20 protein-coding genes and 2 tRNA genes are annotated in these 21,892 nt (G+C 38.6%); 20 read left to right on the top strand and 2 right to left on the bottom strand.

Annotated elements, in window-relative coordinates; genetic code table 11:
* Positions 1–199 precede the first annotated feature (199 nt).
* The 8 genes from spoVT to DBX25_RS17760 all read left to right on the top strand — a co-directional run bounded on the left by spoVT (position 200) and on the right by DBX25_RS17760 (position 6,265).
* Complete coding sequence (gene spoVT, locus DBX25_RS17795) at positions 200–736, top strand: stage V sporulation protein T (RefSeq protein ID WP_108672125.1); 537 nt, start codon at positions 200–202, stop codon at positions 734–736.
* Positions 737–943: 207 nt separating this feature from the next.
* Entirely contained in the window at positions 944–2,551 is a 1,608-nt protein-coding gene (locus tag DBX25_RS17790) for a putative polysaccharide biosynthesis protein (protein WP_108672124.1), read from the top strand.
* A 38-nt stretch (positions 2,552–2,589) separates the two neighbouring features.
* The gene (yabN, locus tag DBX25_RS17785) at positions 2,590–4,059 is read left to right on the top strand and encodes a bifunctional methyltransferase/pyrophosphohydrolase YabN (protein ID WP_108672123.1); all 1,470 of its coding nucleotides are present in this window, start codon (positions 2,590–2,592) and stop codon (positions 4,057–4,059) included.
* Between the two features lie 15 nt (positions 4,060–4,074).
* Positions 4,075–4,347, top strand: coding sequence for an RNA-binding S4 domain-containing protein (locus tag DBX25_RS17780; RefSeq protein ID WP_108672122.1), 273 nt, complete (start codon positions 4,075–4,077; stop codon positions 4,345–4,347).
* A gap of 56 nt (positions 4,348–4,403) precedes the next feature.
* Complete coding sequence (gene yabP / locus DBX25_RS17775; protein WP_108672121.1) at positions 4,404–4,712, top strand: sporulation protein YabP; 309 nt, start codon at positions 4,404–4,406, stop codon at positions 4,710–4,712.
* A complete protein-coding gene (gene yabQ, locus DBX25_RS17770) occupies positions 4,709–5,347 on the top strand; it encodes a spore cortex biosynthesis protein YabQ (RefSeq protein ID WP_108672120.1) in 639 nt (212 codons plus the stop codon). Before yabP ends, yabQ begins: the two co-directional genes overlap by 4 nt.
* 4 nt (positions 5,348–5,351) lie before the next feature.
* Positions 5,352–5,732 carry an FtsB family cell division protein gene (locus tag DBX25_RS17765; RefSeq protein WP_108672119.1) on the top strand — a complete coding sequence of 127 codons (381 nt, stop codon included), beginning with the start codon at positions 5,352–5,354 and terminating at the stop codon, positions 5,730–5,732.
* Positions 5,733–5,818: 86 nt separating this feature from the next.
* Positions 5,819–6,265 (top strand): S1 domain-containing RNA-binding protein, encoded by a 447-nt coding sequence (locus DBX25_RS17760; RefSeq protein WP_108672118.1) that lies wholly within the window; start codon positions 5,819–5,821, stop codon positions 6,263–6,265.
* Between the two features lie 189 nt (positions 6,266–6,454).
* Here the strand turns inward: DBX25_RS17760 and DBX25_RS17755 are convergent.
* Both DBX25_RS17755 and DBX25_RS17750 read right to left on the bottom strand, forming a co-directional pair.
* Positions 6,455–6,526 (bottom strand) — tRNA-Glu (locus tag DBX25_RS17755).
* Between the two features lie 9 nt (positions 6,527–6,535).
* Positions 6,536–6,612, bottom strand: a tRNA-Met gene (locus tag DBX25_RS17750).
* A 503-nt stretch (positions 6,613–7,115) separates the two neighbouring features.
* On the opposite strand from DBX25_RS17750, the gene spoIIE reads away from it, so the two are divergent.
* The 12 genes from spoIIE to DBX25_RS17695 form a co-directional block, all read left to right on the top strand.
* On the top strand, positions 7,116–9,605 hold the full coding sequence (spoIIE, locus tag DBX25_RS17745) for a stage II sporulation protein E (protein ID WP_108672117.1): 2,490 nt from the start codon (positions 7,116–7,118) through the stop codon (positions 9,603–9,605).
* A gap of 170 nt (positions 9,606–9,775) precedes the next feature.
* The gene (locus DBX25_RS17740) at positions 9,776–10,513 is read left to right on the top strand and encodes a VWA domain-containing protein (protein ID WP_108672116.1); all 738 of its coding nucleotides are present in this window, start codon (positions 9,776–9,778) and stop codon (positions 10,511–10,513) included.
* Positions 10,479–11,462 carry a serine/threonine protein kinase gene (locus DBX25_RS17735; RefSeq protein WP_338066689.1) on the top strand — a complete coding sequence of 328 codons (984 nt, stop codon included), beginning with the start codon at positions 10,479–10,481 and terminating at the stop codon, positions 11,460–11,462. The genes DBX25_RS17740 and DBX25_RS17735 overlap by 35 nt, the downstream gene beginning before the upstream one ends.
* 119 nt (positions 11,463–11,581) lie before the next feature.
* Entirely contained in the window at positions 11,582–12,973 is a 1,392-nt protein-coding gene (tilS, locus tag DBX25_RS21500) for a tRNA lysidine(34) synthetase TilS (protein ID WP_240620390.1), read from the top strand.
* 24 nt (positions 12,974–12,997) lie between these two features.
* Entirely contained in the window at positions 12,998–13,549 is a 552-nt protein-coding gene (gene hpt, locus DBX25_RS21495; protein WP_240620388.1) for a hypoxanthine phosphoribosyltransferase, read from the top strand.
* A 109-nt stretch (positions 13,550–13,658) separates the two neighbouring features.
* Positions 13,659–15,704, top strand: coding sequence for an ATP-dependent zinc metalloprotease FtsH (ftsH, locus tag DBX25_RS17725; protein ID WP_108672115.1), 2,046 nt, complete (start codon positions 13,659–13,661; stop codon positions 15,702–15,704).
* Positions 15,705–15,876: 172 nt separating this feature from the next.
* On the top strand, positions 15,877–16,656 hold the full coding sequence (locus tag DBX25_RS17720) for a type III pantothenate kinase (RefSeq protein ID WP_108672114.1): 780 nt from the start codon (positions 15,877–15,879) through the stop codon (positions 16,654–16,656).
* Between the two features lie 22 nt (positions 16,657–16,678).
* A complete protein-coding gene (gene hslO / locus DBX25_RS17715; protein WP_108672113.1) occupies positions 16,679–17,557 on the top strand; it encodes an Hsp33 family molecular chaperone HslO in 879 nt (292 codons plus the stop codon).
* A 16-nt stretch (positions 17,558–17,573) separates the two neighbouring features.
* Positions 17,574–18,467: a peptidyl-prolyl cis-trans isomerase gene (locus DBX25_RS17710; protein ID WP_108672112.1), complete on the top strand. Its 894-nt coding sequence runs from the start codon at positions 17,574–17,576 to the stop codon at positions 18,465–18,467.
* 384 nt (positions 18,468–18,851) lie between these two features.
* Complete coding sequence (gene cysK, locus DBX25_RS17705; RefSeq protein ID WP_108672111.1) at positions 18,852–19,781, top strand: cysteine synthase A; 930 nt, start codon at positions 18,852–18,854, stop codon at positions 19,779–19,781.
* A 244-nt stretch (positions 19,782–20,025) separates the two neighbouring features.
* On the top strand, positions 20,026–21,477 hold the full coding sequence (locus tag DBX25_RS17700) for an anthranilate synthase component I family protein (RefSeq protein ID WP_108672110.1): 1,452 nt from the start codon (positions 20,026–20,028) through the stop codon (positions 21,475–21,477).
* On the top strand, positions 21,458–21,892 hold a 435-nt coding region (locus DBX25_RS17695), incomplete at its 3' end, for a glutamine amidotransferase-related protein (protein ID WP_240620387.1). The genes DBX25_RS17700 and DBX25_RS17695, both read left to right, overlap by 20 nt.

The raw sequence follows: 21,892 nt of genomic DNA, 5'->3' as shown, positions 1-21,892 counted from the left end.
CTAGGTTTGTGCTTAATTTCCTGTAATCACAGAATCTTCATCTTACGGAAATCAGGGAAAATAGTGTGGAAACAAGAAAAAATATTTCAATGTGTATAGAAGTTTCCATATGAAAAGATAATAAGTTTAACAATGGTGATAAATTACAGATTTCTCTATCACCACCACCAACCAATAGATGAAAGTGAGGCAACACAAGATGAAAGCAACAGGTATTGTTCGTCGTATTGATGATTTAGGACGAGTTGTTATTCCTAAAGAAATTCGCAGAACGCTTCGTATCAGAGAAGGCGATCCATTAGAAATTTTCGTCGACCGTGATGGCGAAGTAATTTTGAAAAAATATTCACCTATTAGTGAATTAAGTGATTTCGCAAAAGAATATGCAGAAGCATTATATGATAGCCTTGGCAATCCAATATTAATCTGTGACCGTGATTCTTATATTGCAGTTGCTGGCGGATCCAAAAAGGATTATTTGAATAAAAGCATCAGTGATTTAGTGGAAAAGATCATGGAAGACCGCAATTCGATATTAGAAACTTCAAAGGGTCAATATGCCCTAGTGGACAGCATCGAAGAAGATATCCAATCCTATACCATTGGACCGATTGTTGCAAATGGCGATCCAATTGGAGCAGTAGTAATTTTCTCAAAAGAAGGTACTGTTGGAGAGGTTGAACGAAAAGCTGTAGAAACTGCAGCGGGATTCCTTGCAAGACAAATGGAATCATAATCGCACCTAGGTATTATCTTTCAATCACTCATTGATTATTCTAAAGTGAAGACAGCTTTTCGAGGCTGTCTTTTTTCAATGGTCAAAAGCTTGGAACTGCTTCCGCGTGCATGTTTCACTAAAAAAAGCTGTGTTATAATGGGTGGGAATTCCTTTTTAGGTAAGGCAAGGAATTAAACATTTTTTTAAGGAACTTATAGGTGTAATATGAAGGTTAAATCAGAAGATCTATCTAAGAACTTTCTTCATGGTGCTTTTATTTTAACGGTTGCTGCTTTAGTGACTAAAATCTTAAGTGCAGGGTATCGTATTCCTTTTCAAAATATCGCAGGAGATGTTGGTTTTTACATCTACCAGCAAGTATATCCGTTTTATGCAATTGCTCTTATTCTTTCTACCTATGGATTTCCAGTCGTAATCTCGAAGATCATAGCTGAAAATCAATCTCAATCCACTCAATTTGATAAAAAGTCCTTTCTTTTATCCACTTTTGTTGTTTTGGGGATTCTAGGGTTTAGTATATTTTTTGTGCTGTATGCAGGAGCAGGTTGGATTGCAGGGATTATGAGAGACGTGTCATTGGCTCCATTAATTAAAATTATTTCTTTTTCCTTTTTATTATTGCCTATCATTTCTGTGTTAAGGGGCTATTATCAAGGAATGGGAGACATGATGCCAACTGCCATATCGCAAGTAGGTGAACAACTGGTTAGGGTGTTCAGTATTTTACTATTTTCATTTGTGTTATTTTCACAAGGACGTTCGTTGTACGATGTTGGTGCAGGAGCATTATTTGGGTCTCTTATTGGGGGACTAATCAGTATCTCAATCTTGGTGACTCTTTTTTGGTTTAGGAATGATTGGGCAAAACTATCAGATGAAGGTGTTAAACCTAATTTCTTGACCACTGCAAAATTATTACTGATACATGGTATTTCGTTTTGTATTACGAACTTAGTTCTTGTGCTAATCCAATTAGTGGACGCCCTTGAGTTATATCCTTTACTGCTTGAGTATGGGATGAATGAAGGTCAAGCTAAGCAATGGAAGGGTGTATTCGACAGGGGACAACCACTCATACAGCTGGGCACTGTTGCTATTACTTCACTGTCCTTAACGCTTGTTCCTTTAATTGCACAATTCCGTCTTCAGAAAAAAGAGAGAGAACTTCACCATTATGTAGAGCTTTCCCTCCGATTAAACTTGATGTTAGGGGCGGCTTCTACGGTAGGATTGATATGTATAATGAAGCCGACGAATATTATGCTGTATATGGATGATAAGGGAAGTTCTGTACTTGGTATATTGGCTATATCGATTTTATTTTGTTCAATCTTTATGACAACTGCGACTATCTTGCAAAGCATGGGGAGGTCCTATATTACGGTTGCAGTGGTGTTGTCCGGCGTTATCTTAAAATGGATTTTGATGCACTTTTATGTTCCTTCCATAGGTTTATTAGGAGCTTCTTATTCAACGGTGCTATCGTTTTTATGGATGACCTTCATTTTAACAGTGATACTACGAAGAGAAATTAAGGTCAGTTTCCTAAAGGGGAAAACCATCTTGCTGGTAGGTAGTGCGATTGTTTGCATGTTATTAGTTTTGATTGTACATAGGTATATCTTTGCCGTTCTATTGGGAGATGAAATGAATCGGGGAAGTGCTGCTTTGCACGCATTAACAGGTGTTCCGTTGGGGGCAGCTATATATTTATGGATTGTGATTCGCTTTGGACTATTTTCTAGATATGAATTAAGTTTATTACCCATGGGAAGCAAACTTAGTAAGCTTCTTCCTAATAGACGATCCTAAATTTACGCATAAAAATACATTTGTAGGAGATGAAAAATTTGGCGAGAAACATTACAATCGTTGGTTTGGGAGCAGGCGACCTACTTCAGCTCCCTTTAGGAATCTATAGAAAGCTAATTACCCATTCTCATTGCTATGTACGCACATTAGACCATCCAGTCATAGCAGAACTTGAAAGTGAAGGGATGGTTTTTACCAGCTTTGATTCTGTATATGAAAAACATGATACATTCCCAGAGGTATATGAGGAAATATCGGAAATCTTGCTAGAAAAGGCAAAGACTGAGGATGTTCTTTATGCTGTACCGGGGCATCCGATGGTTGCAGAACGCTCAGTCCAACTCCTTTTAGAAAAAGGAGAAGAACGTGGAGTGCAAATATCTATAGAAGGTGGCCAAAGCTTTTTAGACCCATTGTTCCAGTCGATGAATGTAGATCCGATTGAAGGTTTTCAATTATTGGATGGGACTGAGCTAAAACGTGATGAAATCATTATGACTCATCACTTAATTATTGGTCAGGTATATGATGCTTTTATCGCATCAGAGGTAAAACTGACCCTTATGGAAAAATATCCGGATGATCATGAAGTGTTTCTCGTTACGGCAGCGGGTAGCATACATGAGAAAATCGTTCCCGTCCCACTATTTGAATTAGACCATAATATGGAGCTCAGTAACCTGACAAGTGTTTATGTTCCACCTGTTAAAGAGGAGCAACATTTTTACAAAGAGTTTACGAAGTTACGTGAAATTATTGCAGAACTGCGAGGACCGAATGGTTGCCCTTGGGACAAAAAACAAACGCATAGTAGCCTAAAGAAATATTTAATCGAAGAAGCTTATGAACTCATAGATGCAATTAATGAAGAAGATGACGATGCGATGATTGGAGAATTGGGGGATGTACTATTACAAGTCATGCTTCATTCTCAAATTGGTGAGGATGAAGGGATGTTCTCAATCGCGGATGTCATTGAAGGCATTTCCGCCAAAATGGTCAGAAGGCACCCACATGTTTTTGGAACCGTCCACGTAGAAGATGAAAAAGATGTCATAGCAAACTGGGAACAAATTAAACAGAGAGAAAAAGGCAATGAAATAACAAAGTCCTTGTTGGATGGTGTAGAAAAATCTATGCCTCAGTTAATGATTGCTGCAGAATATCAAAAAAGAGCAGCAAAAGTAGGGTTTGATTGGGTTGAAATTGCTCCAGCATGGGAAAAGGTAAAGGAAGAAATAAAGGAATTTGAAGACGAAATGGGGAATAAAGAGATAGATCAAGTAAAGCTGGAGGCTGAACTAGGAGATATCTTTTTTGCTCTAGTAAACATTGCCCGCTATTATTCCGTCCACCCAGAAGAAGCTATTCATCGCACGAACGAAAAATTCTTAAAGAGGTTTCGACATGTTGAACAAAGGGTTCAGGAAAGTGGAAAGCTTTTTGAAGACTTCGCGTTAGAAGAACTGGATGCATTCTGGGATGAAGCAAAACAAAGAGGGTTGTAGTAAAGGAGAATACATATGAGATTGGATAAATATTTAAAGGTTTCTCGATTAATTAAAAGAAGAACATTAGCGAAGGAAGTTGCCGATAAAGGCAGAATCGAAATCAATGGTAAACCAGCGAAATCAAGTACAAACGTTAAGGTTGGAGATGAATTGACTGTACAGTTTGGTCAAAAGCTGGTAACTGTAAAAATTGAGAAATTAATGGAAAGCACAAAAAAAGAAGATGCTGCAGATATGTTCACAATCATTAAAGAAGAAAGAATCCAAGAAGAAGGCTTGTTCTAAAAATCCTTCCTCCCTCATAAACTTGTACAAACTGTTTGTATTGTGGGGGATGAAGAATGAGTCAATATTATGATACAGGACAAAACACAGCAAAAGGCCCGGTCCAAGAGCATGATGTTGTTATGAGGGGCCGAAGGCTATTAGATATTACAGGGGTAAGACAAGTGGAAAGCTTTGATAATGAAGAGTTTTTGCTTGAGACCAATATGGGCTTCTTGGCTATTAGAGGCCAAAACCTGCAAATGAAAAATTTAGATGTAGATAAAGGAATTGTTTCTATTAAAGGTAAGATTTTTGACCTTGTATACTTAGATGAGCATTCCGGGGAGAAGGCTAAAGGATTCTTTAGCAAGTTGTTCAAATGACACTCTCCGTTCAATTCTATACCTTAATATCTATGATCGCTATGGGCAGTTACTTCGGTGCTGCCTTGGATACTTATAATAGGTTTTTAAAACGGAGCAAGAGGAAAAGGTGGATTGTATTCATCCATGATTTGTTATTTTGGCTCCTTCAGGGCTTAATCATCTTTTATGTTTTATTCCTGGTAAACCAAGGAGAACTACGTATCTATCTTTTCCTCGCTTTGCTTTGTGGATTTGCTGCTTATCAAGCCTTATTTAAGAATCTATATATGAAAGTGTTAGAATGGAAAATCCAATTTGTCATTTCATTATATAAGTTATTGGTTAAAGTCACTACCGTATTAATAGTGCGTCCAATTACAGGTTTAGTCAAAATAACTTACTTTCTGATAATCAGAATATTAAAAGGTCTTTATACCCTTGTTAAACTAATTTTAAGAGTCGTATTATCTATAGTAAAGATAGTCTTAAGACCTATATGGTGGATTTTAAAATTTATATGGAAACTATTGCCGAAATATGTTACAAAAAGAGTCGATAGGTTTTGTAAATATCTTGCAGGAATTTATAAGAAGTTACAGAAAACTTTTATGAATAGGTTACAATGGATAAAGAATAGATGGAAAAAGGAGTGAGAAGATGGGAAGCCTACGAGAAAGAAAAGTCACCAAGATGGAAACCGCATATGTTAACCAGCAGATATCCAAAGTACAAGCATCCTCCAAAAAACGAAAAGGTTTGTTTAGACGACTTGTATTTTTCGGCATTATAGCTGCTGTTCTTTCAGTATTGGCAGTCTCCACTTTAATCTCACAAGCTGCTGTATTAGATGAAAAGGAAAAAGAAAAAGCAATTTTAGATAAAGAGTTATCAAAGCTTGAAAAGAAACAGACTCTGTTAGAAGAAGAGATCATTAAGCTAAATGATGATGAATATATTGCTAAAATTGCCAGAAGAGACTATTTTTTGTCTAATAAAGGAGAAATTATATTTAATCTTCCAAAAACGGACGAAGAATAGGACTCTTATTGACACTGTTTTTTTTCTTTAGCTATAATATAGAGTAAGTATGATTTTTTGAATATTTAAGGAGGAACATTTTTTTTATGTCAATCGAAGTAGGCAGCAAGTTACAAGGAAAAGTAACAGGCATTACGAACTTTGGGGCGTTCGTTGAACTTCCTGAAGGTTTAACAGGGCTTGTTCACATCAGTGAGGTTGCAGATAATTACGTAAAAGACATCAACGAGCATCTTAAGGTCGGCGACCAAGTTGAAGTGAAAGTCATCAATGTGGAGAAAGACGGTAAAATTGGATTATCTATTAAGAAAGCCAAAGATCGTCCAGAGCCACCACAACGCCCAGCACGTCAAGGACAGGGTAGAGGAAATGATAATCGCTCACGTGACAATCGTTCAAAGGGTAACTTCCAAACGAAAGAAACATTTGAACAAAAAATGTCTCGTTTCTTAAAAGATAGTGAAGATCGCATTTCTTCCCTTAAACGTAACACGGAAAGTAAAAGAGGCGGTAGAGGCGGCCGTCGCGGATAATGCTTGCTGCTGAAAAATAGATCGAGCAGTTTTTCCTATACTATATGAACAATTAAAGACAAGCTAACAGCTTGTCTTTTGTGTTTTTTGATTAGTTGTGTCGATAAAAAAATAAAACCCCATCAGATCGTCATCTGGTGGGGTTTTATAATTTGAAACTAGTGCTACGAGCGCTCTTCGCTTTTCTGATGACCCGTACGGGATTCGAACCCGTGTTACCGCCGTGAAAGGGCGGTGTCTTAACCGCTTGACCAACGGGCCAATAAAATATGGTAGCGGCAGAGGGGATCGAACCCCCGACCTCACGGGTATGAACCGTACGCTCTAGCCAGCTGAGCTACGCCGCCAAATATAATTAACTTGTCCTCTTAAAGAGCACAAGTTATATCTTACATACCACGAAAGTTTTTGTCAACGGAATATTTTCTTTGATAAAAACTTTCGTGGTATTAATGTTTTTCTTGCATTAACGATCAGAAAGACATTGCTTCAGAAGTTCAAATAAACGTGAAATTCAAGAGAGTGATAACTGCCCCTAATGCCGGATTGGTTCGACTAATCATCATGAGAGAGAGGAAAGAAATCCATATGAGGGAAGACTCACATTATTCCACTTTCTAAACCTCTTTTTTCCCCTACAATTTGCCAATATTCTTCCTCGTAATGGTCGTTATCAGTAAATTACTTAACGATAGTGACCTAAATAAAGACAATTCATGTTTCCTTTTGACAGTTTCGAAAGAAATCCGTCGAACGTTTTTCTATGTGGCACTCTATATTGCGACAAAATCCCACTAATGTTCCTACTATAATAAAAAAACAACTATTACTAGAGATGGGAGTGGTAGGTTTGGAAAAAGTAGAACGGAATCTAATAGAGCCAATGGCAGAAATTAACCTTAAAGAAGCTCGTGCAGATGCAACCAAGTGGGTTGGTACAGTTCAAAATAAATTGGAAGAGTTTTTTATTAAAAGGGGCTTTCTCCTGACCATTATTGGTTTTTTATTAGGACGAGCCTTAATTTTATCCCAACTTGCGCCTTTTGGCCTCCCGTTTTTCGCGGCAGTTTACTTAATGAGGAGAGATCGGGCTCCACTAGCATTAATAGGATTAATAGTGGGGGCAGTAACAGTTGATTTCTCAAATGGACTAGTCATGTTTGTCGGATCGATACTGGTGATGTTGTTGTATAAAGTGAGAGGACCTTCTATCGTTAACCAGGTTCAAGTGATGGCTTTGTATGTCTTCCTTTCACTATCGCTAACTAATGTAGCGAAGCAATACATTCTTTACAGGGACATCCAAATGTACGATGCAATGATGATTGCGGTTGAAAGTGGATTGGCGCTAATTTTAACTCTTATATTCATTCAATGCATCCCACTTCTCGCGGTTCGTAAAAGAGTAACTTCTTTAAAAACAGAGGAAGTTGTTAGTGTCATTATTTTAATGGCCTCCATTATGACAGGAACAATCGGTTGGACACTTTATGACTTGTCCTTTGAACATATTCTCTCGCGTTATCTAGTATTATTGTTTTCATTGGCAGCAGGTGCAGCTATTGGGTCGACTGTTGGCGTGGTAACAGGATTGATATTTAGTCTTGCGAGTGTTGCGACACTTTACCAGATGAGTTTATTGGCCTTCTCCGGATTGTTAGGTGGTCTATTAAAAGAAGGGAAGAAAATTGGTGTTTCACTAGGTTTAATGATTGCCACTATTTTGATTGGTCTTTATGGAGAAGGTAGTACCAATATTATGATTACGATTTATGAATCCTTAGGTGCTATCATCCTTTTTATGCTAACACCTACTATATTAATTGAAAAAATTGCAAGACATATTCCGGGTACTGTTGAGTATTCAAATGAGCAACAGGTATATATGAGGAAAATGAGAGATGTTACGGCACAACGAGTTTCTCAGTTTTCAAATGTATTTGAAGCATTATCCAATAGCTTTTCACAAATGGATGAATGGTCCAAAAATGAAGACGAGGATCGAGAGTTTGATTATTTCTTAAGTAATGTTACTGAAAAAACGTGTCAGACATGTTCTAAAAAGAATTACTGCTGGGCTAAGAATTTCAATGCCACCTATGATGGAATGAAGGAAATCATGATTCAACTAGGAGATAATGGGGGGCAAATTTCTTCAAAAACGAATAGGGAATGGAACAAACAATGTATTAGGGGGCAAAAAGTAGTTGATGCGATCTCACAGGAACTTACTTTTTATCAAGCCAACCAAAAACTAAAGCGTCAGGTTCAAGAGAGTAGAAGGTTGGTAGCAGACCAATTACGAGGTGTATCAGAGGTCATGGAGGACTTTGCTAAAGAAATCCAAAGAGAACGAAAAAATCATCACCTTCAAGAGGAACAAATCTTAGAAGCCATCCAGGATTTCGGATTGCAAATCGGAAATGTGGAAATATATAGCCTTGAACAAGGAAATGTTGATATTGATATGTCGGTTCCATTCTGTCAAGGAAGGGGAGAATGTGAGAAATTAATTGCTCCAATGCTATCAGATATTCTAGGTGAAACGATTATTGTACAATCTGAGGAATGTGCAGCTTTTCCGAACGGATTTTGTCATGTGAACTTCAAATCTGCGAAACGCTTTGTTGTGGAAACAGGCATTGCACATGCTGCAAAAGGGGGAGGGTTTGTTTCAGGGGATAGCCACACTACGATGGAGATTGGTAACGGAAAATATGCAATCGCCATTAGCGATGGAATGGGGAACGGCGAACGAGCGCATGTTGAAAGTATGGAAACCCTACAGCTTCTACAAAAAATATTGATGTCAGGAATAGAAGAGAAAATTGCAATAAAATCAGTTAATTCTGTGTTGTCGTTAAGAACGACGGATGAAATCTTTTCAACACTCGACCTGGCTATGGTCGACTTACACGATGCTAAAGTTAAATTTCTGAAGATTTGCTCAATTCCTAGTTTTATCAAACGTGGAGATAAAATCATGAAAATAGAATCTAGTAATCTACCGATGGGTATCATGAGAGAGTTTGATGTTGATGTTGTTTCTGAGCAGTTAAAGGCAGAGGACTTACTTATTATGATGAGTGACGGTATCTTTGAAGGGCCAAACCATGTGGAAAACGTGGAATATTGGTTAAAGCGAAAAATAAAGGAGCTAGAAACTGATGAACCCCAAGCGGTAGCAGATCTTATTTTGGAGGAAGTGATTCGTACAAAAGGCGAAATTGATGATGACATGACGATAGTCGTCGCGAAAATTAAACATAATACACCAAAATGGTCTACTATACCTGTAGGCGCAAATAAAAAAACAAAAAGCAAAAGATTAGCTATTTAAAGAAGGAACGAGTAGAGGCTTAGACCGTCAATCAATAGACAATTCTAATAGAGCAAAATAATTAAAATTCTTGAATTATAAGAGAATAGCAACAAAGTATAAGAAAACTAGTATAAATTCCCTTCAATCAGTCGAAGATGGTAACAGAATAATAGTGGAGGGGAGATTTTATGAAAAAAAGCACGTTGCGTCAAATACTACTGATAACAGATGGATGTTCGAACCAAGGAGCTGATCCAGCCGCTATGGCAGCCTTGGCAAGAGAGCAAGGAATAACAGTAAATGTCATTGGTGTGATGGAAAAGGATGTTATCGACGATAAAGGTTTGCAGGAAATTGAAGCGATAGCCTCTTCTGGTGGAGGAGTGAGCCAAGTAGTCTACTCTGAGCAACTATCGCAGACCGTGCAAATGGTTACTCGAAAAGCTATGACTCAAACGATACAGGGTGTCGTGAATAAAGAGCTCCAACAAATCTTAGGGCGTTCGACATCTATCGAGGAGCTTCCTCCAGAAAAAAGAGGAGAAGTCATGGAAGTAGTCGATGAGCTTGGAGAGACATCAGATTTAGAAGTTTTGATCCTCGTTGATACGAGCGCAAGTATGAAACACAAGCTTCCTACAGTTAAAGAATCTCTTTTGGATTTATCATTAAGCCTTAATGCTAGAATTGGGAACAATAAATTTTCAGTATTTGTATTTCCCGGGAAACATGATGATGTCGAAAAATTGCTAGATTGGACTCCGAAACTGGAATCCTTGTCGAAAATCTTTCCGAAACTATCTACAGGAGGGATTACTCCGACAGGTCCTGCTATTCAGGAAGCACTTTATTATTTCGGCAAAAAACATTCTTTAAGGGGATTGTTATCCAATGATGATGAACAATACTATGAGGAATCTGTGTAACATCGCTCCGGGAAGTACCATACAAGGGAAATGGAATAAAGGTCAGTATAAAGTCATAAAGGAACTTGGATATGGAGCGAACGGCATCGTATATCTCGCTGAAAAAGACAAACTGATGGTAGCTCTAAAAATCAGCGACAATAGCGCGAGTATTACTTCTGAAATGAACATTCTCAAATCCTTTTCAAAGGTCCAGGGATCAGCCCTTGGACCTTCTTTTATAGAGGCGGATGATTGGGTACGAAATGGAAAGATTCTACCTTTCTATGTAATGGAATATATTCAAGGAGATAGTTTCCTACCCTTTATACAAAAGAAGGGGCATGGATGGACGGGAGTCCTCATGTTGCAACTCCTTGCCAGTCTAGACGAACTACATGCTAATGGATGGATTTTTGGGGATATTAAACCTGAAAACCTGATTGTGACTCAGCCGAACTCGAAAATTCGATGTGTTGATGTCGGAGGCACTACCATTATCGGTAGATCTGTAAAGGAGTTTACAGAATTTTTCGACAGAGGTTATTGGGGACTTGGATCTCGGAAGGCAGAACCAAGTTACGATTTATTCGCAGTAGCGATGGTGATGATAAATTCTGCTTACCCAAATCGTTTTCAAAAAGGAAATGATAACCTTAGTATCCTTATGAACGTGATTGATAGAAAGACTGAGTTACATCCCTATAAAGACATTTTAGAAAAAGCATTGAGAGGGAGATACACACGAGCCACTGAAATGAGAAAGGACCTTTTCAGTATACTTAATAGCCAATCTAGAACGAAAAAAACTGTTATAAAACAAAAACCAGTGCAAGTAAATACTAGTACAACGCGAATCCAACCCAAAAAGATACGACGTAAGAGTACAGGCTACATCGAAACCTTTGTCATTTTGCTGGTGGTGTCATTTCTTTATGCCTTGTACATTTATATGCAGATTCTAAGTTGAAACCTTGGTAATTCATCGAGGATAAAGTAAAATGATAAAAGAAAAATGAGTAATATTGAAACCTTTAGGTTAGTGAGCCGTATAAATAGGGTAACCCATTGAAGAGGGATGTAATAAAAATGCTAGAACATAAGACAAATAAGTTCCTCAAAGAGCAAAACTTGATTCAAGAGGGAGACCGTATATTAGTAGGTGTATCTGGGGGGCCGGATTCATTAGCTCTGCTGCACTTTTTATGGAAGCTGAAAAATCAGTATAATCTCTATATCGTTTGTGCACATGTGGATCATATGTTTCGAGGAGAGGAATCTTACAAAGATCTTCTTTTTGTAAAGGATATTTGTGAAACTTGGGAAATACCCTTTGAAGGAAAACGTATCGATGTACCTGGTTATATGAAGGAAACGGGGAAAAGCTCTCAAACTGCTGCTCGTGAAGTTAGGTATGGATATTATCGGGAGGTCATGAATCGCCATTCGATGAATAAGCTCGCACTAGGCCATCATGGAGATGACCAGGTAGAAACTATGCTAATGAGATGGACGAGAGGAGCGACAGGGACAGCCCGTGCAGGGATGTGTATTCAAAGACCTTTTAACGGAAGTCAATTATTTAGACCGTTTCTAGCTGTGACAAAAGAAGAAATCTTAGATTACTGTAGCCGGTATGCCCTTACTGGCCGTATTGATCCTAGTAATGAAAAAGAGATGTATGTACGTAATCGTTTTCGAAAACAGGTATTACCATTTCTGAAACAGGAAAATGCACATGTACATCAACATTTCCAACGTTTTAGCGAAGAAATCATAGAAGATGAACGCTTTTTACTTTTACAAGCAGAGGAACGGTTACAGGAGCTTTTAGTCGAAAAGAGTGAAAAACAGGTAGTCATTGTTCTACAGCCTTTGCTCGCGGTGCCTAAACCTTTACAAAGGAGAGCTATTCAACTAATATTAAACTATCTTTACATTGAAAGACCTAAAGCCTTATCCGCCATACATATTGAACATTTGTTGGGAATGTTCCGCAATACCCATCCATCTGGAGAATTCCATCTACCAGAAGGAGTCATTGCAAAAAAATCATATGATGTTTGCACCTTCTCCTATGGTGATACCGTAGCTCAGCCTTATTCCGTATTATTACAAATCCCAGGATACACAATTCTTCCGAATGGATACAAAATTACAGCACAATATATAGAAGAAGAAAACTTTATCCAGAGTAGTAATTACATATTTAGACTGCCAGTTGATTTCGCTTCTCGACCATTAACGGTGAGAACAAAGAAGAATGGCGATCGTATGAAGGTGAAGGGTTTAAATGGCTCCAAAAAGCTAAAGGATATATTTATTGATGCGAAAATTCCTTTAGTAGATAGGGAAGTGTGGCCAGTCGTCGAAGATGAGGATGGAAGCATTCTATGGCTACCGGGACTGAAAAAATCACCGGTAGATCTAAACGTGGAGAAGTCAAAGTCTTTCATTTGTTTAAAATATCTTAAAGAGTAGGTCTTCTAGGGGGCAATTATAAACATGACGTTACAGAATGAAATTGAAAAAGTATTGATTAGTGAAGAAGAGCTTCAAGCTAAAATCCTGGAGCTAGGAACAAGGTTAACAGATGAATATAATGATCGTTTTCCTTTAGCGATTGGGGTCCTAAAAGGCGCTATGCCATTTATGGCAGATTTATTGAAACGAGTCGACACCCATTTGGAAATGGATTTCATGGATGTTTCTAGTTATGGAAACTCTACGGTTTCTTCCGGAGAAGTAAAAATCATCAAAGACCTAAACACTTCAGTAGAAGGTCGCGACATTCTAATTATCGAAGATATTATCGATAGTGGGCTTACATTAAGTTACTTAGTTGACCTTTTCCGTTACCGCAAAGCGAAGTCCATTAAAATTGTAACACTTTTGGATAAGCCATCTGGAAGAAAGGCAGACATTCAAGCAGATTATGTTGGTTTTATCGTACCTGATGAATTTGTTGTGGGTTATGGACTAGATTATGCAGAAAGGTACCGCAATCTTCCTTACATCGGAGTATTAAAGCCAGAAATTTATTCGAATAAGGAATAAAACCTCCCTATTTTGTCTACATTTTTGTAGGGATGTTAAATTATTGTATTACCATGTTTTGCTATGATACTATTTAATATAGTTTATTCATTGTGGGAGGAGGTAAGGAATGAATCGGATCTTCCGTAATACGATTTTTTATTTACTAATATTTTTGGTCATTATTGGGATCGTGAGCATCTTTACGAATAATAATGAACCTACTGAAAATATTACGCAGGACCAGTTTTTCCGTTACTTAGAAAAAGGTGACGTTACGGAATACTCTTTAAAACCTGAACGAAATGTCTATGAAATAAAAGGGCAATTAAAAGGGTATGAAGAAGGGAAGTATTTCATAACTTACGTAACAATTAGTGATACAGCATTAGGGCGAATTGATAGTGCTACTACTCAATCTGGTGCAAATACGAAGGTAAAGGTACAACCTGCTGATGAAACAAATGGTTGGATGACTTTCTTTACTTCTATTATTCCATTCATCATTATCTTCATCTTGTTCTTCTTCTTGCTTAACCAAGCTCAAGGTGGCGGAAGCAGAGTGATGAATTTCGGAAAGAGCAAGGCGAAACTCTATAATGATGAAAAGAAAAAAGCTCGATTCAAAGACGTTGCAGGTGCAGATGAAGAGAAACAGGAACTTGTAGAAGTTGTTGAATTCTTAAAAGACCCTCGCAAGTTCTCGGAGGTAGGGGCCCGTATACCGAAAGGAGTCCTATTAGTAGGTCCTCCAGGTACAGGTAAAACCTTGCTTGCACGTGCGGTAGCAGGAGAAGCAGGAGTTCCTTTCTTCTCTATCTCAGGTTCAGACTTCGTAGAAATGTTTGTTGGGGTGGGAGCTTCACGTGTACGTGACTTGTTTGAAAATGCTAAAAAGAATGCGCCATGTATTATCTTTATTGATGAAATTGATGCAGTCGGTCGTCAGCGCGGTGCTGGATTAGGCGGTGGACACGACGAGCGTGAACAAACATTGAATCAGTTATTAGTTGAAATGGACGGTTTTGGTGCAAATGAAGGAATCATTATCATCGCAGCTACAAACCGACCTGATATTCTAGACCCAGCCCTTCTTCGTCCAGGACGATTTGACCGTCAAGTTACAGTTGGCCGCCCTGATGTGAAAGGTCGTGAAGCGGTACTTAAAGTACATGCGAGAAACAAACCTTTTGCAGAAGAGGTGGATTTGAAAGCTATTGCAATGCGTACGCCAGGATTTTCGGGTGCAGACCTTGAGAATTTATTGAATGAAGCAGCCCTAGTGGCGGCTCGTCGTAATAAAAAGAAAATCGATATGTCAGATATAGACGAAGCTACAGATCGAGTTATTGCAGGACCGGCGAAGAAGAACCGTGTGATCTCAGAAAAGGAACGTAAAATTGTTGCATTCCACGAAGCGGGTCATACAGTCATTGGACTTGTACTGGATGAAGCAGAAACTGTTCATAAAGTTACTATTGTTCCTCGTGGTCAAGCAGGTGGTTATGCGGTTATGCTTCCGAAAGAAGATCGTTTCTTCATGACCAAGCCGGAATTGTTAGACAAAATCGTAGGTCTACTAGGTGGCCGTGTGGCGGAGGAAATTGTGTTCGGTGAAGTAAGTACTGGGGCACATAATGATTTCCAACGTGCAACGGGAATCGCTCGACGAATGGTTACTGAATTTGGGATGAGTGATAAACTAGGACCGCTTCAATTTGGACAGTCTCAAGGCGGTCAAGTTTTCTTAGGTAGAGATTTCAACAACGATCAAAACTATTCAGATGCAATTGCGTATGAAATCGATTTAGAAATTCAACGTATTATCAAAGAAAGTTATGAGAGAGCAAGAACGATTCTAACTGAACACCGTGATAAGTTAGATATTATTGCGAACACATTACTTGAAGTGGAAACATTGGATGCAGAACAAATCAAGCACTTAGCAGATCATGGGAAGCTACCAGAGCGTTCTTATAAACCTCTAAATGGTGAACTTGATGATGTTAAGGTCAACATCAAGAAGAAGGAAGATAAGGAAGCTGTTGAACCATCAGTAGTGGAACAACGAACTTCGGATATTACGGAGAAAAGGGAAGACCTTGTGACGCCACCAATACAAGAGGGACATCCTAAAGATCCTATCTTACCCAATGATGAAGACAAAAAAGTATAAACTTGCTGAAAACGATCTCTTATGAGGTCGTTTTTTTCTTCGTGAAAAACCTTAATTATGTTATGATGTGGTTGGTAAAGAAGTGTAGTTCCAAATTAATTTGTAAATTGAATCTATATGAAAACATTTGTAAGAATAGATGAAAAAGAATTTAGGTAAAGTGGTGAATATAATGATTTTTGTACTGGACGTTGGAAATACAAATACGGTGTTGGGCGTATATGAAGGAGATCATCTAAAACATCATTGGCGCATAGAGACTAGTAGAAATAAGACCGAAGATGAATTTGGCATGATTGTAAAATCTCTTCTTGAGCATGTAGGACTATCCTTTAAGGAATTTGATGGTATTATTATTTCCTCTGTAGTACCTCCAATCATGTTTGCTCTAGAACGTATGTGCATAAAATATTTTGGAATTAAACCACTCATCGTAGGTCCGGGGATAAAAAATGGATTGAACATTAAGTTGGAGAACCCAAGGGAAGTTGGGGCTGACCGCATTGTGAATGCTGTAGCGGGAATTCATGAGTACGGATATCCTTTAATTATCGTCGATTTCGGTACAGCGACTACTTATTGTTACATTAACGAAGAGAAGCATTATATGGGTGGTGCAATCGCTCCAGGAATCGGTATTTCGACCGAAGCTCTTTATTCGAAGGCTGCTAAATTACCTCGTATTGAAATAGCGCGACCTGAAGAGGTGGTTGGGAAAAACACTGTAGCAGCGATGCAATCAGGAATTCTCTTTGGATATGTAGGTCAAGTTGAAGGAATTGTAGCGAGGATGAAAGCGCAAAGTAAGAAAGAGCCAACCGTCATTGCTACAGGAGGTTTGGCAACATTAATCTCTAAAGAATCAGAGGTTATTGATGTTGTTGACCCATTCTTAACCTTGAAGGGACTAAAACTGATTTATCAACGCAATATGGAGTCGAGCAAGAAATAACTTACAGTTAGGGGTTTATTTAATGAATGACTATTTAATAAAAGCACTTGGCTATAACGGTCAGGTTCGTGCTTATGCTGTTACTTCTACAGATACCGTAGGTGAAGCCCAAAAAAGGCATGGGACTTGGCCGACAGCGTCAGCGGCACTAGGGAGAACAATGACCGCTGGGGTATTGTTAGGTGCCATGTTAAAAGGCGAGGATAAACTGACCATTAAAATTGAAGGAGGAGGCCCAATTGGTGCTATCCTTGTAGATAGTAATGCCAAAGGTGAAGTTCGAGGATATGTATCCAATCCTCAAACTCATTTTGACTTGAATCAACACGGAAAGTTAGATGTTAGAAGAGCCGTTGGTACGGATGGGATGTTAACTATCGTTAAAGACATAGGCTTAAGAGACTTCTTTACTGGTCAAATTCCTCTCGTCTCTGGTGAAATTGGCGAAGACTTTACGTACTATCTTGTAACTTCTGAGCAAGTTCCTTCTTCAGTTGGAGTCGGTGTATTAGTGAATCCAGATAACACCATTCTAGCTGCAGGTGGATTTATCCTTCAATTACTGCCTGGGACAGAAGATGCGACAATTACAAAAATTGAAGAACGTTTAAAGACCATTCCGCCCATTTCTAAACTGATTCAAAAGGGATTATCCCCTGAAGAGATATTGGAAGAGTTGCTCGGAAAAGGAAATGTTCAAACCCTTGAAAAAATGCCGATCAGATTTCAATGCCAGTGTTCTAGAGATAGAATCTCTAATGCATTAGTCAGCCTTGGAACACAAGAAATTCAAGAAATCATCAATGATGAAGGTTCGGCGGAAGCTCAATGTCATTTCTGTAATGAAAAATATCATTTTTCAAAAGAAGAATTGGAAGAGCTGAAAAAAGATGCGAAGTAACTTGGAGGGATAAGCTTTGACAAACAAACAACTATGGTCTGTCGTCATCGGCCTTATCCTTTTGAATGTGATGACTATCTTGCTCTTTGCTACAAAACCCTTCGCTTCAGATAAAGTATTTCATACTGAGGATCAACAAGATGTGGTAGCGACCATAGGAAAGCAAACGATTTCTCAGCAAGATTGGATGAATGAACTCGAACAACGTTATGGAAAAGAAGTTCTCAAAGAAATGATAGATGAAAAAGTCATTCTAGAAACCGCTAAGAAATATGATGTAAAAGTATCCGACCAAGAGCTAGATAGAGAATTAATCCTACTGAAGACGATGTATGGATCGTTTGACCAACAACAATTAGAAAATGAAGAAAAATGGAGAATGCAGCTAAAAACGAGCATCCTCCTAGAAAAACTATTAACAAAAGACGTCGATATTCCCGAGAAGACCATAAAAAAGTACTATGAAGAGAATAAAAAAACATTTGAAGTTCCTGAGACCTTTCACCTCTCACATATCGTAGTGAAAAAAAAGGATGAAGCTGAAAAGGTAGTGGACGAGCTAAAAAATGGAGCGACATTTTCACTGCTTGCCATGGAAAAATCAGTTGATGATTTTACATCCAATCAAGGTGGAGATATCGGTTTCCTTTCAGATTCAAATGAAAAATATCCCAAAGAGTACTTTCACCAAGCAGGCAAGCTAGAAAAAGGTAAATGGAGCCCTATCATTAAGGTTGATAATGGTTACAGCATTATTTATCTACATGAGAGAATCAAGTCGAAGAAATACTCGTATGATGAGGTGAAGGACCAAATCCGCAGACAGGTTGCTATGGATCAAATAGAACAGCCTGCATCTCCTGATTATTTTTGGGATGAACAAAAAGTCGATTGGTATTATGGTAAATGACATCCAAGAAAAAGTAGCCCTCCCAGTAAAGGCTGCTTTTTCTTTTTTTAGGTAATAAACCGGTCGAAAACTCCCTATACGAAACTTATATGTCTAGCTCGGATACACTGACGTAGCGACCTTAGTCGGCCTCGAAAGTTATAGATAAATTGTCAGGAATGGATATTAACCTCATTACCGGCTTGCTTTGTGGAGGTGATCAAAGCTCCTCCACTTTTGTTCTTCGCTGTGACTGATTCAAGATGATTTGAATATACTAACAGTAGTTTATAGGCGATGACCTATTTTTTCGAAGGACAAGTTGAAATTATTGACAATTTAATTAGTAAGCAGTAAATTGAATTAAAACCAATAAAATTACTTGGTATTAGGGGAGAGGATACTATGGCACGTATTGCAAATTCGGTAGCGGAACTAGTAGGTCAAACACCTATTGTAAAATTAAACCGATTAGTTGATTCTGACAGCGCAGATGTTTACTTAAAACTTGAATATATGAATCCTGGAAGTAGTGTGAAAGATCGTATTGCTTTAGCAATGATCGAGGCTGCAGAGAAATCTGGCGTATTAAAGACAGGCGATACTATCATTGAACCTACAAGTGGGAATACTGGTATTGGCTTAGCCATGATTGCAGCAGCTAAGGGTTATCAGGCCATTCTTGTTATGCCGGAAACGATGAGTTTAGAGCGTCGAAATCTATTACGCGCATATGGAGCCGATTTAGTGTTGACTCCTGGTCCTGAAGGTATGGGAGGAGCGATTCGTAAGGCAGAAGAGCTTGCTAAGGAAAATGGTTATTTTATGCCGCAACAGTTTAAGAATGTAGCCAATCCTGAAATCCACCGTAATACGACTGGTAAAGAAATTGTGGAACAAATGGGAGATCAACTGGACGCTTTCGTATCTGGTATTGGAACAGGTGGAACGATAACAGGAGCTGGAGAAGTATTACGAGAAGCTTACCCATCCATTCAAATTGTGGCCGTTGAGCCTGCGGATTCACCAGTGTTGTCCGGAGGTAAACCAGGACCACATAAAATTCAAGGAATTGGAGCAGGATTTGTACCGGATATTCTGAATACTGGCGTTTATGATGAAATAATCCAAGTGAAAAATGAAGAAGCATTTGAATATGCCCGTCGTGCTGCAAGAGAAGAAGGAATCTTAGGTGGGATTTCATCAGGTGCTGCGATTTCAGCTGCTCTGCAAGTTGCAAAAAAGCTTGGCAAAGGCAAGAAAGTACTAGCTGTTATTCCGAGTAACGGGGAGCGTTATTTAAGCACACCATTATATCAATTCGAACAAGAATAAATTTAAGAAAGGGCATCCATCAAAACGGTGGATGCCTTTTTGTGTTATAAGAAAAAAGAGAAAGGAAATTGGCATAAACGCTCTTTCATTGTCGCTAAGCAAATCAATCGCCAATGAATCTTATATGCACAATCTTTCCTTTATGCATTTGTAGTTGTCGAATGGTGAGAATATATGACATGATACTAAAGAGGAGAAATTCCTTTTAACAGACAAAGACAAAGTTGTTTTAGGGGTGCTGACATTGATGAAAAGAAAAGTGTTTAGTCGAGCCATTTCCATGAACGAAAGAGATTTTTTTGATATATATCTTGCTTTATCTATGAAAAAAACCCATCACATCCTACTTGAAAGTGGTAGGGGAGGGAAGTATTCATTTGCTGGATTTTCCCCAGTGGCAGTTCTTGAAGGTAAGAATGATGAATTAGTAATAACGGAGAAAGAACAAAGTACTCGTCAGAACGGTGATCCACTAGAATTAATGAAGGAGTGGATGGCATCTAGGAATGTGATACAAGACGATTTACTACCAGATTTCCAAGGTGGGGCAATGGGGTTCATTAGCTATGACTACGCCCGATACATTGAGAGTTTACCAAGCCTTGCTAAGGATGATTTATTGACGCCCGATATTTATTTTATGGTTTTTGATGAGTTACTTGCCTATGAACATGAAAATAAAACCCTTTGGCTAATGTATACAGGTGATGAAAATAATATGGACCTTGCTGAAGAAATTTTGAATCGAATGGAAGCCGAAGTTTCAGAAGAATGGACCAGTCTTGCTACTCTAGAATTAGTGTTAAATGAAGAGCGTATTGACAGCGAAAAACTATCGGTTTCGATGACGGAAAGTGAATTTATGAATGCAGTTGAAAGGGTTCGAGACTATATTTCTAAAGGTGATATTTTTCAAGTGAATTTATCAGTCAGACAGTCTAAACCTTTATTAGCTGCACCTATCGAGATATATGGAGAACTGAGAAAATTGAATCCTTCTCCTTATATGTCATACCTTGAAACTCCAGACTTTCAGATTGTGAGCGGATCTCCGGAGCTTCTTATTAAAAAGAAGGGGCTGGATGTAAGCACTAGACCGATTGCCGGAACGAGGTCTAGAGGAGCGAATGCAGAAGAGGATGAAAGTTTGGCTAAAGAATTGATCGATAATGAAAAAGAGCGAGCGGAACATGTCATGCTTGTTGATTTGGAGAGAAATGATTTAGGCCGAGTATGTCGCTTCGGTACGGTTGAAGTCGATGAGTTTATGGTGATAGAAAAATATTCCCATGTCATGCATATTGTCTCTAATGTAAGAGGAGAACTTGCAGAAGGACAAAACGAATATGACGTGATCAAAGCTGTGTTTCCAGGAGGAACTATAACAGGTGCCCCTAAAATAAGAACGATGGAAATCATCGAAGAATTAGAACCGGTTAGGAGAGGAATCTATACAGGTTCAATCGGTTGGATTGGATATTCTGGTGAAATGGAACTGAATATCGTCATCCGAACTATGCTTGCTAAGGACGGAATGGGACATGTTCAAGCGGGTGCAGGTGTCGTTATAGACTCAAACCCAAAGTATGAATATCTTGAATCGTTGAAAAAAGCAGCCGCGTTATGGAGAGCGAAGGAACAAGCAGATTCTAAGTATAAAAAGGCAGGTAATAGTGATGATACTCATGATAGATAATTACGATTCGTTCACGTATAACCTAGTTCAATACCTAGGAGAACTGGGAGAAGAATTAGTAGTAAAGAGAAACGATCAAATCACTATTGAGGAAATAGAGCTAATGCAGCCAACTATCATTATGGTATCTCCTGGACCGTGCAGTCCGAATGAAGCGGGAATTAGTCTAGAAGCCATAAGCTACTTTGCAGGGAAAATCCCAGTCTTCGGTGTATGTTTAGGACACCAATCTATCGGACAAGCATTTGGAGGCGATGTCATAGTTGCAGAACGACTTATGCACGGAAAAACCTCGCCGGTTTACCATGATGGGAAAACGACGTTCAAAGGAATGCCAAACCCATTTATTGCTACTCGTTACCACTCGTTAATCGTGAAAAAAGAAACCCTTCCTGATTGCTTTGAAATCTCAGCT

Source organism: Peribacillus acanthi, from assembly GCF_003073175.1.
GTDB classification, from domain to species: domain Bacteria; phylum Bacillota; class Bacilli; order Bacillales; family DSM-1321; genus Bacillus_BN; species Bacillus_BN acanthi.
This window is presented reverse-complemented; position numbering and strand designations above follow the sequence as displayed.

Excerpts from the sequence above, each read along its gene's own strand:
- yabP (WP_108672121.1), top strand. The coding sequence starts at position 4,404 with ATGAGTCAATATTATGATACAGGACAAAACACAGCAAAAGGCCCGGTC.
- spoVT (WP_108672125.1), top strand. The coding sequence starts at position 200 with ATGAAAGCAACAGGTATTGTTCGTCGTATTGATGATTTAGGACGAGTT.
- hslO (WP_108672113.1), top strand. The coding sequence starts at position 16,679 with ATGAATGACTATTTAATAAAAGCACTTGGCTATAACGGTCAGGTTCGT.
- DBX25_RS17740 (WP_108672116.1), top strand. The coding sequence starts at position 9,776 with ATGAAAAAAAGCACGTTGCGTCAAATACTACTGATAACAGATGGATGT.
- yabQ (WP_108672120.1), top strand. The coding sequence starts at position 4,709 with ATGACACTCTCCGTTCAATTCTATACCTTAATATCTATGATCGCTATG.
- cysK (WP_108672111.1), top strand. The coding sequence starts at position 18,852 with ATGGCACGTATTGCAAATTCGGTAGCGGAACTAGTAGGTCAAACACCT.
- DBX25_RS17790 (WP_108672124.1), top strand. The coding sequence starts at position 944 with ATGAAGGTTAAATCAGAAGATCTATCTAAGAACTTTCTTCATGGTGCT.
- DBX25_RS17765 (WP_108672119.1), top strand. The coding sequence starts at position 5,352 with ATGGGAAGCCTACGAGAAAGAAAAGTCACCAAGATGGAAACCGCATAT.
- DBX25_RS17760 (WP_108672118.1), top strand. The coding sequence starts at position 5,819 with ATGTCAATCGAAGTAGGCAGCAAGTTACAAGGAAAAGTAACAGGCATT.
- DBX25_RS17735 (WP_338066689.1), top strand. The coding sequence starts at position 10,479 with ATGATGATGAACAATACTATGAGGAATCTGTGTAACATCGCTCCGGGA.
- DBX25_RS17720 (WP_108672114.1), top strand. The coding sequence starts at position 15,877 with ATGATTTTTGTACTGGACGTTGGAAATACAAATACGGTGTTGGGCGTA.
- ftsH (WP_108672115.1), top strand. The coding sequence starts at position 13,659 with ATGAATCGGATCTTCCGTAATACGATTTTTTATTTACTAATATTTTTG.
- hpt (WP_240620388.1), top strand. The coding sequence starts at position 12,998 with ATGACGTTACAGAATGAAATTGAAAAAGTATTGATTAGTGAAGAAGAG.
- DBX25_RS17780 (WP_108672122.1), top strand. The coding sequence starts at position 4,075 with ATGAGATTGGATAAATATTTAAAGGTTTCTCGATTAATTAAAAGAAGA.
- tilS (WP_240620390.1), top strand. The coding sequence starts at position 11,582 with ATGCTAGAACATAAGACAAATAAGTTCCTCAAAGAGCAAAACTTGATT.